Here is a 13,551-nt window from a genome sequence, read left to right as displayed (position 1 = left end):
CTATCTGATCCGGTACGACCCATCGAGATGACGTGTTGCTGACGCACGCGGCGCCCTGTCACACCGCGCCGACGGCCCCGAGGAGAACTACCAATACGCTTATGCCACGACCGAGCTATTACCCACTAAACATTCACTACGGTTCGAGTAAACATCTAGATTCGTGGGTAGAACGGCGCGTTCGTCGCATTCAGGGGAGTTCGAGTCGATATTCGGGATCGGGAGGGAGTGCGATCGATTCGACGAACGGAAGGCCAGATCGAGGCGAGGAAAGACGAAAGCGAAACGGCGGCGGAGAACCCCGCGGTGGGGCGCGCTAGACTTCCGTGACGCGCTGGTAGGAGTCGTCGAGCGCCTGGGCGTCCTCTTCGAGCAGGGCGACGACGACGTACTCGGCGTACTCCGAGACGTAGTCGACGAGACGGGCGATGCGGTCGGAGTCGATCGCCTCGATGGAGTCCAGCAGGAGGAACGGACAGGTCTCGTAGACGTCGTGGGTGAGATAGCCCGCGAGCGCGAAGATGAGGCCGGTGACCTCGCGTTCGGACTCGGAGAGGTGGTCGATCGAGTCCTCGTAGGTCGTCCCGTCGTCGGTGCTACGGACGACGTGCAGGTCGAAGACGGACTTCTCGACGCGGCGACGACCTTCCTTGACGCGCTGTTGCTTGCGCTCGATCCAGATGCGTTCGAGGTTCTCGTACCCGAGCATCTCGAGGACCGACTCCATGTGCTCGTTGAACTGCTCGACGGCCTCGACCTCGATCCGGTCGATGCGCGTCCGCAGGTCCTCGATCTCGTCCTGGAGCGCCTCGCGCTCTTCCTTGAGATCGTCGCGGCGGTCGAGTTCGGATTCGATGTGTTCGATCTCCTCGGAGACGTCCTCGAGGTCGTCCTGGCGGCGGCTGATCTCGAACTCGAGTTCGTTCGCCTCGCGGTGCAGGTCCAGCAGGTCGCTCTGGGTCTCGTCCTGGAGCTGTTCGACCTCGGTCTCGAGTTCGTCGATGCGCCCCTCGAGGCGGTCGCGCTCGTCTTCGAGGTCCGAGACGCGCTCCCGGCGCTGTTCGAGTTCGGACTCGGCGCGCTGGAGTCGGTCTTCGAGCTGCGAGCGCTGGCGCTTCTGTTCCTGGTAGGTCGCCTTCTCGGTCTTCAGGTCGTCTATCTCGGACTGGAGGTCCTGGCGCTCGGAGAGCTTCTCCTGGCGGAGGTCGCGGATACGGTCCAGCGTGGACTCGACGTCGGCCTGGTCGACCTCGCTGCCGCAGGTCCAGCAGACGACCTGGTCGTCGACGAGTCGGTCGGTCACCTGGTCGGCGTCGGCACCGCCGCGCAGGGCCGCGACGACGTCCGAACTCGTCCCCTCGAGCATCTCCTCGTTGAACTGGATCACCTTCTGGAGCTCGTTGACGGTCGAGTCCAGCGCCTGGCGCTGTTCGCGCAGACGCTCGATGTGGTCTTCGACCTCGGTGACGTCGCCGGAGACCTCCTGGGGCAGGTCCGTGAGTTCGGTCTCGACGGTCTCGATCTCCGACTCGAGCGCGCCAATGCTCTCGCGCTCGCTCTCGACGTTGTAGCGCACGTCTTCAAGATCCGAACGGGCGTCGCGGAACGCCTCCAGCGCGTCTTCGAGTTCGGCCTTCTGGTCGCGGGTCGTTCCGACGTCCTGGTCCGCCTCTTCGATCTGCTCTTTCTTCTCGGCCAGTTCCTCGCGCTTTCGCTCGATCTCGGCTTCGAGCTCGGTGCGACGCTCCTCGAGATCCGGCAGGGTGTGCCGTAGCGACTGGAGGTCGTCCAGGCGCTGTTCGATCTCGTCGCGCTCGGCCTGGAGCTCGTCGATCTCTTCCTCGATGGCGGCCGTGTCCACCGGCCGCATGATGAGGTCGCGCAGGTTCTCGCTCAGTTCGACGGCGCGGCGCGCCTCGTTCGATTCGAGCAGGAAGACGAACAGATCCGCGATCTCCGAGTCCTCGAGGTACGGGTCGCCACTGGTGACGACCGTCCCGTTCTTTCGTTCGAGCGTCCGCGTGTACGTCTCGTCGCCGACGGTCATCTCCACGTGCCCCTCGTCGGCGTCGCCCTTGAGCGAGACGTCGTCGCTTCCCAGGCCGGCCATGATGGCCTGGAGCAGCGAGGTTCGGTTGGTCGCGTTGCGTCCCGTCAGGATCGTCACGCCGGACGTGAACGAGACCGACGTGCTGTCGATCCCCCCCACATTCTCCACGGAGACGTCTACAGACTTCGCCATGCTATCAGTCGCTCCCATACGTACCGAGTGCGTTTACCAGTCTATAAATGTACTGCAATGAGTGTCTCTCGGGTGGTAATTTTCGCGTTCGCTGGCGGTGTTCGCTCCCGTCCGTGGCCGTTCGCTCTTGATCGGCGACGTCGATTACACACATACGAGTGTAATGAATCAGTCGTCGACGTGGCAGCGGCAGCCGCCGCGCTCGATGAGATCGATCGGGTCTTCCTGTCGGCCGCACTCCTGGCAAACCACCTGGACGTCGGCGATGACGTCGACCGGGCCGATGTCGAGGCGGTCCGTCGACCGGAGGTTCTCGACGTTGCGCCGGGTGACGGCGCTCAATCGGCTGGTGAGCCGCTGTATCGTCTCGACGGACTTCTCGCGCTGGTTCTCGTCGTCGCCGGACTCGTACTCCGCGTCGCGGTACTCCCGCAGGTACGTGTGGATCGCGTAGTGGCTCACGAAGTCGCCGCTGAGTTCGTCGACGTCGATGCCCTCGCGTTCGAGGCGGTTGCGCGCCTGCGTGCGTGCGCCCTCGGTCACGTCGTCCTCGGTGAGCAGTTCGTAGATGTTCTCCAGTTCGCCCTGGAGGGTCACGACGCCGGCTTCGTCCATCGCGCTCTCGAGCACGCGCCGGTTGAAGTAGTGCGCGAGGTCGCGGAGGCTCTGGCGCTCCCGCCCCTCCCCCGTCCACCGGCGCTCCAGTTCCCGACCCAGGTCACCCAGGTCGTACTTCCGTACGACCCGTTCTACCTTGTTGTCCGGGCGCTCGTCCTGTCGGTTCGTCATGTACGGGTGGCTACCACGGACTGGCTGATAGGTCTTCCGTTCGTCCAACCCGAATTCCTCGGGTACGACCGGGTTTCGTCCCGGTAGCCGGTCGCATCGCCGACCGATCGACCGCCACGCGTCGCCTCGGGTCCACTCGCCAGCCGCGATCCATGAGATCACCGATAGATAACTGATCGAACTAATGTATGAATATGGTAGTTCTCGATCTGAGTTACGTATCGAATACTGGCGGCGAAATCCAGTGTAAACGCTCTCTCCGACGAGTAATCGAGTTTTTCAGGTTCGAGTTCTCGAACGCGGTCTCCGGCCGATAAATATCGACCGTACCGAAGGAATCAGAATCATTTGGGGCCCTAATTCGCGGAGATCTAGAAACGAAGTCCTACTGAAGGGGAAAATGGTCAGATATGTTCCTATACTCGCGTCCGATAAGAACGGAACGAGTTTCCGCGGCCGGCTCGTCACGGGGACGGTTCGGGGACGTCCGGACGCATGCGCGCGAGCCGCATCGCGTTGCCGGTGACGGCGGTGGTCATGCCGACGTCGCCCGCGAGGACGACGAACCACAGGGGGACGGCGACGAACGGGAGCGGGATAGCGACGGCCAGCGCGGCCTTGACGAGGAGGCTGCCCCAGACGTTCTGCCGGATGATCCCGTTGCCGGCGCGGGCGAGCCGGTGGAGATAGGGGAGCTTCGAGAGGTCGTCGCCCATCAGCGCCACGTCGGCGGTCTCGAGGGCGGTGTCGGTGCCGGCGGCACCCATCGCGATCCCGACGGTGGCCGTCGCGAGCGCGGGCGCGTCGTTGATGCCGTCGCCGACCATCGCGACTTCGTCGTACTCCTCGGTCAGCGCTTCGACCCGGGCCACCTTTTCGTCGGGGAGCAGGTCGGCGGCGAAGTCGTCGACGCCCACCTGTTCGGCCACCGCGCGAGCCGTCCCCTCGTTGTCGCCCGTGAGCATCACGAGGTGGTCGATCCCCTGCTCGCGCAGGCGCTCGACCGTCCGGCGCGCCTCGGGCCGGACCTCGTCGGCGATGGCGACCAGTCCCTCGATCTCCTCGTCGGTCCCCACGAGGACGACCGTCTTCCCCTCGGACTGGAGCCGGGGGATCGTCTCCGCGAGGTCGACGCAGTCGTCGCGGCCGTCGCAAACGGGGTCGGCGTGCTCGACGACGACTCCGCCGTCGGTCATCGGCTCCGCGCCCGTCAGGTGGAGGTGGTCCAGATCGAAGCCCAGGTCCTCGAACAGGCCGGGTTTGCCGGCGTAGTGTGTCCGGCCGTCGAGGTCCGCGCGGACGCCCTTGCCGGTGATCGACTCGAAGTCGGACACCTCGCGGTCCGGGACGCCGCGCTCGTCGGCGCAGGCGACGATAGCGTCGCCGATGGGGTGTTCGCTCCGGCGCTCGATGCTGCGAGCGCACTGGAGCACGTCGCTCTCGGTGTTACCGTTAAGTCCGACCACGTCGGTCACCGAGAGCTCGCCTGTCGTGAGCGTCCCGGTTTTGTCGAAGGCGACGGCGTCGACCTCGCCCATCGCTTCGAGGTGGTTGCCGCCCTTGATCAGGACGCCGTTTTTCGCCGCGCTCGTGACGCCCGAGACGACGGTGACGGGCGTCGAGATGACGAACGCGCAGGGGCAGGCGATGACGAGTAGGGAGATCCCCCGGACGAACCACGTCGCCCAGCCGCCGCCGAAGACGACCGGCGCGACGAACGTCGCCAGCAGCGCCGCCGCGACGACGACCGGGGTGTAGTAGTCGGCGAAGCGCTCGACGAACTGCTCGCGCTCGGTCTTGTTCGCCTGGGCGTCCTCGACGAGTTCGACGATGCGATCGATGGTGGTGTCGCCCGCCAGCGCCGTCGTCTCGACCGCGAGAAAGCCCTGCTCGTTGATCGTCCCCGCGAACACCTCGTCGCCGACTTCCTTGTCGACGGGCACGCTTTCGCCTGTGATCGGCGCCTGGTTGACGGCGCTCGCGCCCTCCGTGACCGTCCCGTCCATCGGGATCTTCTCGCCCGGCTCGACGAGGACGGTCTCGCCGACGGCGATATCCTCGACCGGGACTTCGACGCGCTCGCCGTCGCGGCGCACGGTCGCCACGTCCGGCGAGAGCGTCAGCAGTTCCTCCAGCGAACTCCGGGCCCGGTCGACGGAGTACCGCTCCAGTAGCTCGGCCACGTTGAAGAGGAAGGCGAGCGAGGCGGCCTCGACGTAGAAGTGCATCTCGGGGACGACCAGCGAGATGCCCGCGGCGCTGAGGATCGCCACCGACATCAGGAAGTCGATGTCCAGGCTCAGGTTCTTCGCCGAGTAGTAGCCGTTCCTGACGATCACCTGGCCGCCCGCGAGGACCGCGACGAGGTACAGCGCGTCCGCGAGGAGCAACTCCCGACCGGCGGCCGCCAGGACGGGGTCGTTTAGCCCCGACAGGCCGAACTGGACGAGCAGACCCAGTCCGAGGAAGAGACCGCTGACCAGCGTCTTCCGGGCGCGCGCGGTCTCCCAGACGCTCTCCCCGCCTGCGGCTCCGTCCTCGGTGCCCCGGCCGTCCGCATCGGCGACGCCGTAGCCGGCGCTCTCGACCGCCGCGACGAGGTCCGCCCGCGAGATCAGCGAGTCGTCGTAGGTGATCGTCGCCGTTCCAGTGGTCGGGCGCAGGTCCGTCGCGACGACCCCCTCGCGGTCGGCCAGCGCGCTGTCGACCTTGCTCGCACAGGACGAGCAGTCCATGTCCGGGACCGAGAGCGACGCCTCGGCGCCCGCGGCGTCGGTGGGCGCGTCGACTGCGGCGCCTCCGCAGCAGCCGTCGTCGCCGCACCGGCCCGCCCCGTCGCCGCCGGGGTCACCTCCGCCGTCGGTCCGTTCCGGGCCTCGGTCTGTCATTACTCGGTGCTAGGCGATCGCGACGTATTAACCCCGCTGCTACGAACCCCGGTGTTTCTGTTACGATTTACTAGTCGATCGCGCCCGAGTTATTAAACCACTCGCGCTACCGGTCGGGATCGGTGTGTTCCTCGCCGTCCGTCGCCCACGGATCTGCGTCGTCGGGGGTGGGCGCGCGCAGGTCGATCGGGCGGATCCAGACGTACCACGCCGCGAGGACGATGCTGCCGTAGCCGATCGGCCAGACGAGTCCGCTGACGGTCGAGAAGCCGGCCGACCTGACGAGGCCGGCGACCTGGCCCGTCAGCGCGATCCCGACGAGCAGTGCGAGCGCGAGCGCGAGGTCTCCGCGGTCCATCTATCGCTCCGATTTAGGCGCCGACGGACGTAAGCGGTTCGATGCGGGGCTCGGAAAAGCGAGGCGAGACGCCGGACACATCCAAAGCGACTTACTCGCCGCCGCCGATGCTGGGGGCATGACCGCCGCGCGCGAAGTTGAACTGGAGGGCCACATCATCGACTCGGGGATGATGCAGGCCGCGTTCGGTATCATCATGGACATGGGCGGCTCCTTCGACGTCGAGGAGTTCCGGATCGGTCGGCACGAGACCGACGAGTCCTACGCCCGGCTGCTGGTCGAGGCCGAGGACGAGGAGACCCTACAGTCCATCGTTCACGAACTCCACCAGAACGGGGCCAACCCCTCCGACCCGAAGGACGTCACGCTCCAGCGCGCTCCGAAGGACAAGGTCGTCCCCTACGGCTTCTACTCGACGACCAACCACCCGACCGAAGTCCGCATCGATGGCGAGTGGATCCAGGTCGAGGACATCGAGATGGACTGTGCAGTCATCGTCGAGGGCGTCGACGACGGCGAGGACGGCCCCCGCGCATACACGAAAGTTCTCAGCGCCGTCGAGGAAGACGACCTCGTCGTCACCGGCGAGACAGGCATCCGCGTGAGCCCGCCGGAGCGACCGCGCGACCGCGAGGGCGCCTTCGGGTTCATGCAGGGCGGCGTCTCCTCGGAGCGCCCCTCCGAGTCCACCATCCGCCAGGTCGGCGACGCTATCGAGGAGACCAAACGCGAAGGCGGCGACGTGCTCGCGGTCTGCGGCCCGGCGCTCATCCACTCGGGCGCTCGCGAGGACCTCGCCCGTCTCGTCCGCGAGGGGTACATCGACATGCTCTCTATCGGCAACGGCTTCGCCGTCCACGACCTCGAACGCGACCTCTACGGCACCTCGCTGGGGATGGACACCGAGAGCCTCGACCACCCGCGGAAGGGTCACAAACACCACATCTACACCATCTCGGAGATCATCCGCGAGGGCGGCATCGAGGAAGCGGTCGAGAGCGGCACCGTCGAGTCCGGCGTCATGTACGAGTGCGTCCAGAACGACGTGCCGTTCGTCATCGCCGGGTCCATCCGCGACGACGGCCCGCTCCCGGACACCATCACCGACTCGATGGAGGCCCAGAACGCCATCCGCGAGCAGGCCCACGAGGCAGACCTCGTCCTCATGCTCTCGACCTTGCTGCACTCGGTCGCCGTCGGGAACTGCCTGCCGTCGACGACCCGGACCGTCTGCGTCGACATCAACCCCGCGACCGTCACGCAGCTGCTCGACCGCGGCAGCGACCAGGCCGTCGGGATGGTCACCGACATCGGCACCTTCGTGCCGATCCTGGCGGATCATCTGCTGGACGAGGGGTAGCGTCCGCTTGACGAGGGGCGATCCGTCGACCGTCTCGGTACCTCGCGGACCGGTCTATATAGCCGTCATAGCGGTTTTTAACGGGCGGGAAGCACCAGATCCGGATCGATGCCCTCCCCGAATCGCCGTTCGTTCCTCGCGAGTTCGACGGCGGCGCTGGTCGCCGCCGCCGCCGGCTGCAGCGCGGTCGAATCGTCCCCGCAGCTCGCCCACTGGGTCACGGTCTACCTGGGCGACCGCGACGACTCCCACGACGTGTCGGTCACGGTCACCGACGAGGCGGGCGAGACGGTCTTCGAGAAGGAGTACAGCCTCTCGGACGACAACGAGGCCGACGAGGACGCGCCGTTCCCCGACTCGGCTGAGCCCGAGACCGTCGCCGTGACCGTCGACGGGACCCGCTTCGAGCGCGACTGGCCCGGTTTCGAGCAGCCGGAACTCCCCTGCGACGACCCGAACCGGTCGGGGATCGAGGTCTGGGTCGAGACGAACGAGGACGGGTCCCCGGGTATCCGGGTCGAGGCGGACTGCCAGCACGTCACGATGGAGTGAGCGGGGATCGAAGCCTCGGTAGATCGTCTGACGCGGCTCAAACTGAGATTTAACCATCCGTCGGGGATACTTACCGGTCGGTCGTAGCCGGAAGCGGGATGCACGCAGACCGCCCACCCCGCGACCGAATCGAGGCGGTCGGCCCCCTGTGGTCCGACCGCGGACAGCCCTCCCGCGTCACAACGGGGGTGATCCGGTGAACCGCACCTACGGCACCGCCGGCGTCGTCGCGGTGGTCCTCGTGGCCGCCGTCGCCGCGGCGTCGGCCGGCGGCGTCCCGCTCGGCGGCGCCCCCGCGAACGCGACCGACGTGCCCGGCGCGACGGATGCGCCCGCTGGCGACGGCACGACCGTCGACCACGACGGCGCCCGCCTCTCGCTGGACGGGACGCCGAACCAGACCGTCACCGGCGAGACCGATCTGGCGCCCGGGACGGAACTCGCGGTACGGGTCGTCTCCGACGACGCCGCGAGTCCGTTCCTCGTCTCGCGGACGACGACCGTCGGCGACGACGGCGCGTTCTCGGCGACCGTCGACCTCTCGGGCGTCTCCGAGGACGCCGCCGCGCGGGCGACGGTCGTCCGCGACGGCGCCGAACTCGCCAACGTGAGCGCCCGCGTCACCGCCGTCGAGGGCGTCACGCCCACCGACGACGACTCGGAGTCCGGCACCGCCTTCGACTACGAGGGCGACCGCCTCACGCTCGCGGCGCTCGAAAACGAGACCATCCGCGGCGAGACGAACCTGTCGGCCGGCTCCGAGGTAACTGTCCGACTCACCGCTACGTCGGACGCCTCGCCGTTCCTCGTGCAGAGTACGGCGACCGTCGGCGAGGACGGCGCGTTCGCCGCGCCGGTCGACCTCGTCGGTATCGCTAACGGTTCGGCCTTCGAGGCCGTCGTCCGCCACGACGGCGAGACGCTCGCGTCCGCCGAGGGCGTCGTCGTCGGGGGGATCAACGAGGAGCCCACCGCCGACCCGACCCCGACGAACCGCACCGGGACCGTCGCGGAGTCGAGTCGCGTCGCCGAAGCGGACCACAACACGACCCTCGACTACAGCGGCGACGAGCTAACCGTCGAGTCCGCGGCCGACCAGCAGATCGCCGGCGAGACGGATCTCTCGACCGGGACCAACGTGACCCTCCGGGTCGCGTCGACCGGCGGCGCAAATCCGTTCCTCAAGAGTGCCACCGCCACGGTGACCGAAGACGGGCGGTTCACCGCCGGGTTCAACATGACCGGTATCCCGTCCGGGACGGCCTTCGAGGTCGTCGTCTACCACGACGGCGAGACGCTCGCAGTCGCCGACGGCGAGGTGGTCGAGTAAGCCGGTCCCGCCGCTCCCGAAGCGTCGTCATCACCCCATCGCTTGCCGTTTCCCCTGTCTCCCGGTTCCGCCGGGAACCGCTCTTTTGCCGTATGCCCTATACGCCTTCGACCGTCTCGCGGAAGGCGACGACGGACTCGTGCGCGTCGGTGACCTGGTCGGCCACGTCGGTGTCTTCGAGGTCGTGCAGCGCGTTCTCGATGCGGGCGAGGCGTCCGTGGTCGGGGTCGCGGTCGCGCGTGGCGAGGCTGTCGAGCTGGTCGGCGAGGCTCTGCAGTCGCTCGGCCGCATCGTCGTCGGTCGTCGCGTCGGCCGCCGATTCGAGTGTGTCGCTCGCTGTGGCGAGGTTCTCGCGCGTCATGACCGCCGCTTCTCGGCACCCCGCGTTAACACTTGCGGAGACCGTCTTCGGCCGGGCTCAGTCGCCCTCGGCGCGCCGGCGTGACTCCGCGTCGGCGTGGAAGGCGAAGAAGCCACAGACGAACGAGACGAGAGCGATGGGAAGCCACATCTCGACGAAGACCTCGACGATCGGCCGGACCTGGTCTCGTTCGAGTCGGGAGACGAACGGGATGGCCCCGCGCCAGGCCAGCGCGTAGAGCCAGTCCACCAGCGCGTACCGGCTCGTCCGCGCGAGTATCCAGACCGCCAGCGACGCCATCGTCAGCGCGTGCCAGAACTCCCAGTCTACGAGGTGCCGGCGGATGTCGGGGGCCATCTATCAATACGGATTCAAGACCGAGTTCGCAGATGGGTGGAATCAGTCTTGTGGTGGGCGGCGGGGGAAGGAGATCAGGGCAGGGCGGAGATTGAGGCGGCTACTCGGGGATCCGGAGTGGGCTGGGGCTTCGTGTGGGCGGTGGGCCGGTGGGGAGGGAGCGCCGGTCGTCAGTAGCCGACGCCGAGGTGGGTGTGGACCTCGTCGCCGGATTCGAGTTCGTCGGCGAGCGCGACCGCGTAGTCCTCGGCGGTGATGTAGCTGTCGCCCTCGTCGTCGACGACCAGTTCGCCCTCGACGGTGCGGTAGTCGCCCGTCCGCTCGCCGGGTTCGATGATTCCCGGCGGTGCCAGGTACGACCACTCGACGTCGTCGGCCTCGCGGACGACCGCGAAGGCGTCGATGTGCGCCTGCGCGAGGGGGACGAGTTCGTCCGGGAACGCGTCGGTCTCGATGAACTGCGTGTCCTCGTCGACGTAGAGGCTGCCGGCGCCGCCGACCCAGAGCAGGCGTTCGGTCTCGACTGCGCCGACACCGTCGACGACGGCCTCGGCCATCTCGACCAGAATATCGAGGTCCGCGTCGTCGCTCGGGCCGAGCGCCGAGACCACTGCGTCGTGGTCGGCGGCCGCGTCGGCGATCTCGTCGGCGTCGGTCGCGTCGACGGCGACGGCCTCGAAGTCCTCGCCGTCGATCGCATCGACCTCGCCGCTTCGGGACGTGCCCGTCACCGCGTGGTCGCGGTCGAGGAGTTCGTCTGCGATACGCTGTCCGATCGTGCCGCTCGCACCGAGTAGGAGTACGTTCATTGGTAGTGTCTCCGTGACTCTCGTCACGCGTCGCTACTCCCTACGAATTCGGCCGTAATAGACGCTCGCGGACGTGCGAGTAATCAGGGGACACGAGTGTAATCGGGGAGATCGGCCCGGCCGACGGAGTCGCCGGTCGGCCGCAGGTGGGCCAGCCGGGAGCGGCGCGAGCACGCGATATCGGTGCGTTGTTGGCGGGTCCCGCTGTACTCGCGCGCATGGCGAGCGATTCCCTCCTGCGCCCGGAAGCGGACGACGACGCCGACGGACCGCGGCTCGCGGCGGACGAACCGCATCCGGACGTCCAGGCGGTGATGGACTCTCGTCGCTGGCTCCAGTCGGTCTCGATTGTCGACCGTGGGCGCGCGCGGCATCCGCCTCCTCGAGAAGCTCGGCACGTGGCTCCAGAGCGGGGACCCGCCGGCGGTCGGCGCCGTCGCCGACCTCTCGATCTCCGGTTCGGACGGCGATATCGACGTTCGGCGCTATCGACCGGACACCGCCGGGCCGTACCCGACGGTCGTCTTCTACCACGGGGGCGGGTTCGTGCTCGGGAATCTCGACACCCACGATCACCTGTGTCGCCTGCTGACGGTGGAGAGCGACTGCGAGGTGGTGTCCGTCGACTACCGGCTGGCGCCGGAACACCCGTTCCCGGCCGCCGTCGAGGACGCCTACGCCGCGCTGGAGTGGGCGGCCGACGACCCCGCCGTGCTGGACCGCGATGGCGGACTCGCGGTCGCCGGCGACAGCGCCGGCGGCAACCTCGCGGCCGTCGCCGCGCTGATGGCCGCCGAGCGCGGCGGTCCCGGCCTCGACTACCAGGCGCTCGTCTACCCGGCCGTTGGAACCCGCGAGGACCAGCCGTCGATGCAGGAGTACGCCGGCTATGTCCTCTCCGAGGCCGACATGCGGTGGTTCGACCGCTGCTACTACGGCAGCGAGGTCCACCAGCGAAACCCGTACGCGGACCCCACGCGGGCCTGCGATCTCTCCGGCGTGCCACCCGCGACGGTGGTGACCGCGGGGTTCGACCCGCTCCGCGACGGGGGCATCTCGTACGCCCGAAAGCTGGTCGGCGACGGCGTGTCCGTTCGGTTCCGGAACTACCCGTCCATGGTCCACGGGTTCGTCGGCATGCTCTCCGAGAGCGAGGGCGTCGAGCGCGCCCACGAGGCCGTCGAGGCCATCGGCGAAGACCTGCGCGTCGCGCTCGATCGGGACTGATCAGTGGAGGCCGGAGGCGTCTCAGAACCCGAACGCCCGGCGGTACTGCGGCGGCCCGGACACCTCGTCGGTGGCGTTGAGCACGTCGGCGGCGCGGAGCCCGAAGTACGGGTCGCGGAGGAACTGACGGCCGACGATGGCCAGATCCCCGCGGCCGTTGGCGACGACCGCCTGTGCCTGCTCCGGCGTCGTGATCCCGCCGACCGTCCCGATCGCGATGTCGCTCTCGCTGCCCTCGCGGACGGCCTCGGCGAGCGGGAGCTGGTAGTTCGGGCCGACCTGATCGGGGAAGGAACCGGGCGCGATGCCCCCGCTGGAGACGTCGATCAGGTCCGCGCCGACCTCGTGGAGGCGGTCTGCTAGCCGGGCGGAGTCCTCGGCGGTCCACGAGTCGCGGTCGTCGAACCAGTCGGTCCCGGAGATGCGGACGAACACCGGTTTCTCGTCGGGCCACACCTCGCGGACGGCCTCGGTGACCTCGCGGGCGAGGCGCGTCCGGCCCTCGAAGTCGCCACCGTAGTCGTCATCGCGGTGGTTGGTGACCGGCGAGAGGAACTCGTGCAGCAGGTAGCCGTGGGCGGCGTGGACCTCGGCGACCTCGAACCCGGCGTCGCGGGCGCGCTCGGCCGCCTGCCTGAAGGATCCGATGACCTGTTCGATGTCCCCCTGTGTCATCTCCCGCGTGGGCGGCGCGTCGCCTTTGTCCTCCGCTTCGTACGGCCACGGATCGGCACTCGGGGCGATAACTTCCCACCCTCCGTCGTCGGGGTACAGCGGGCGGCTCCCGTCCCACGGACGGGTCTTCGAGGCCTTGCGGCCGGCGTGGGCGAGCTGGATGCCCGGGACCGCGCCCTGTTCCTCGACGAATCGGGTCGTCCGTTCGAGCGCCCGGGCCTGGCCGTCGTTCCAGATGCCCAGGTCCTCGGGGGTGATCCGACCGCGCTTCTCGACGGCCGTCGCCTCGGCCATGACGAGGCCGGCGCCGCCGACGGCGCGCGAGCCGAGGTGGACGTGGTGCCACTCCGTCGCGAGTCCGTCGCGCGCCTCGCAGGAGTACTGGCACATCGGCGAGACCATCAGACGGTTCGGGATCGTCGTCTCGCGGAGTTGGAGCGGGGAGAACAGGTCTGTCATCGTTCGGCGTTACGACTGTCCACTGAAGTATCGTGCGGCGACCGCAAGCGGTTCCGGCTTCTCGGTCGGGTTGCACTGCCGGAAGGGAGAGATTCCGGTCGGCCGGGACGGACCGCCTCGGTGGGAGAGAGAAAGCGCGTCCGG

12 protein-coding genes are annotated in these 13,551 nt (G+C 68.1%); 4 read left to right on the top strand and 8 right to left on the bottom strand.

What is annotated here, in order from left to right:
• Nucleotides 1-316 precede the first annotated feature (316 nt).
• From ACMGFH_RS10975 to ACMGFH_RS10960, 4 genes are all read right to left on the bottom strand, one after another.
• Nucleotides 317-2,260 carry an archaea-specific SMC-related protein gene (locus tag ACMGFH_RS10975; RefSeq protein WP_415383183.1) on the bottom strand — a complete coding sequence of 648 codons (1,944 nt, stop codon included), beginning with the start codon at nt 2,258-2,260 and terminating at the stop codon, nt 317-319.
• A 150-nt stretch (nt 2,261-2,410) separates the two neighbouring features.
• Nucleotides 2,411-3,031, bottom strand: a complete 621-nt coding sequence (gene rdfA, locus ACMGFH_RS10970; protein WP_415383182.1) for a rod-determining factor RdfA — start codon at nt 3,029-3,031, stop codon at nt 2,411-2,413.
• 464 nt (nt 3,032-3,495) lie between these two features.
• Nucleotides 3,496-5,919, bottom strand: a complete 2,424-nt coding sequence (locus ACMGFH_RS10965; RefSeq protein WP_415383181.1) for a heavy metal translocating P-type ATPase — start codon at nt 5,917-5,919, stop codon at nt 3,496-3,498.
• A gap of 106 nt (nt 5,920-6,025) precedes the next feature.
• Nucleotides 6,026-6,277, bottom strand: coding sequence for a hypothetical protein (locus ACMGFH_RS10960; protein WP_415383180.1), 252 nt, complete (start codon nt 6,275-6,277; stop codon nt 6,026-6,028).
• 118 nt (nt 6,278-6,395) lie between these two features.
• On the opposite strand from ACMGFH_RS10960, the gene ACMGFH_RS10955 reads away from it, so the two are divergent.
• The 3 genes from ACMGFH_RS10955 (at nt 6,396) to ACMGFH_RS10945 (ending at nt 9,519) form a co-directional block, all read left to right on the top strand.
• Nucleotides 6,396-7,637, top strand: coding sequence for a TIGR00300 family protein (locus ACMGFH_RS10955; protein ID WP_415383179.1), 1,242 nt, complete (start codon nt 6,396-6,398; stop codon nt 7,635-7,637).
• Between the two features lie 108 nt (nt 7,638-7,745).
• On the top strand, nt 7,746-8,189 hold the full coding sequence (locus ACMGFH_RS10950) for a hypothetical protein (protein WP_415383178.1): 444 nt from the start codon (nt 7,746-7,748) through the stop codon (nt 8,187-8,189).
• Nucleotides 8,190-8,385: 196 nt separating this feature from the next.
• A complete protein-coding gene (locus ACMGFH_RS10945) occupies nt 8,386-9,519 on the top strand; it encodes a BGTF surface domain-containing protein (protein ID WP_415383176.1) in 1,134 nt (377 codons plus the stop codon).
• 97 nt (nt 9,520-9,616) lie between these two features.
• On the opposite strand, the gene ACMGFH_RS10940 is transcribed toward ACMGFH_RS10945, so the two are convergent.
• The 3 genes from ACMGFH_RS10940 to ACMGFH_RS10930 all read right to left on the bottom strand — a co-directional run bounded on the left by ACMGFH_RS10940 (nt 9,617) and on the right by ACMGFH_RS10930 (nt 11,046).
• Nucleotides 9,617-9,880, bottom strand: a complete 264-nt coding sequence (locus tag ACMGFH_RS10940) for a hypothetical protein (RefSeq protein ID WP_415383175.1) — start codon at nt 9,878-9,880, stop codon at nt 9,617-9,619.
• A gap of 57 nt (nt 9,881-9,937) precedes the next feature.
• The gene (locus ACMGFH_RS10935) at nt 9,938-10,237 is read right to left on the bottom strand and encodes a hypothetical protein (RefSeq protein ID WP_415383174.1); all 300 of its coding nucleotides are present in this window, start codon (nt 10,235-10,237) and stop codon (nt 9,938-9,940) included.
• 170 nt (nt 10,238-10,407) lie between these two features.
• Nucleotides 10,408-11,046: an NAD(P)-dependent oxidoreductase gene (locus ACMGFH_RS10930; protein ID WP_415383173.1), complete on the bottom strand. Its 639-nt coding sequence runs from the start codon at nt 11,044-11,046 to the stop codon at nt 10,408-10,410.
• Between the two features lie 357 nt (nt 11,047-11,403).
• On the opposite strand from ACMGFH_RS10930, the gene ACMGFH_RS10925 reads away from it, so the two are divergent.
• On the top strand, nt 11,404-12,273 hold the full coding sequence (locus ACMGFH_RS10925; RefSeq protein ID WP_415383236.1) for an alpha/beta hydrolase: 870 nt from the start codon (nt 11,404-11,406) through the stop codon (nt 12,271-12,273).
• 21 nt (nt 12,274-12,294) lie between these two features.
• Here ACMGFH_RS10925 and ACMGFH_RS10920 read toward each other — a convergent pair whose 3' ends face one another.
• On the bottom strand, nt 12,295-13,407 hold the full coding sequence (locus ACMGFH_RS10920; RefSeq protein ID WP_415383172.1) for an NADH:flavin oxidoreductase/NADH oxidase: 1,113 nt from the start codon (nt 13,405-13,407) through the stop codon (nt 12,295-12,297).
• Nucleotides 13,408-13,551: the final 144 nt, after the last annotated feature.

The organism is Halosimplex rarum (genome assembly GCF_047715405.1).
GTDB lineage: Archaea > Halobacteriota > Halobacteria > Halobacteriales > Haloarculaceae > Halosimplex > Halosimplex rarum.
This window is presented reverse-complemented; position numbering and strand designations above follow the sequence as displayed.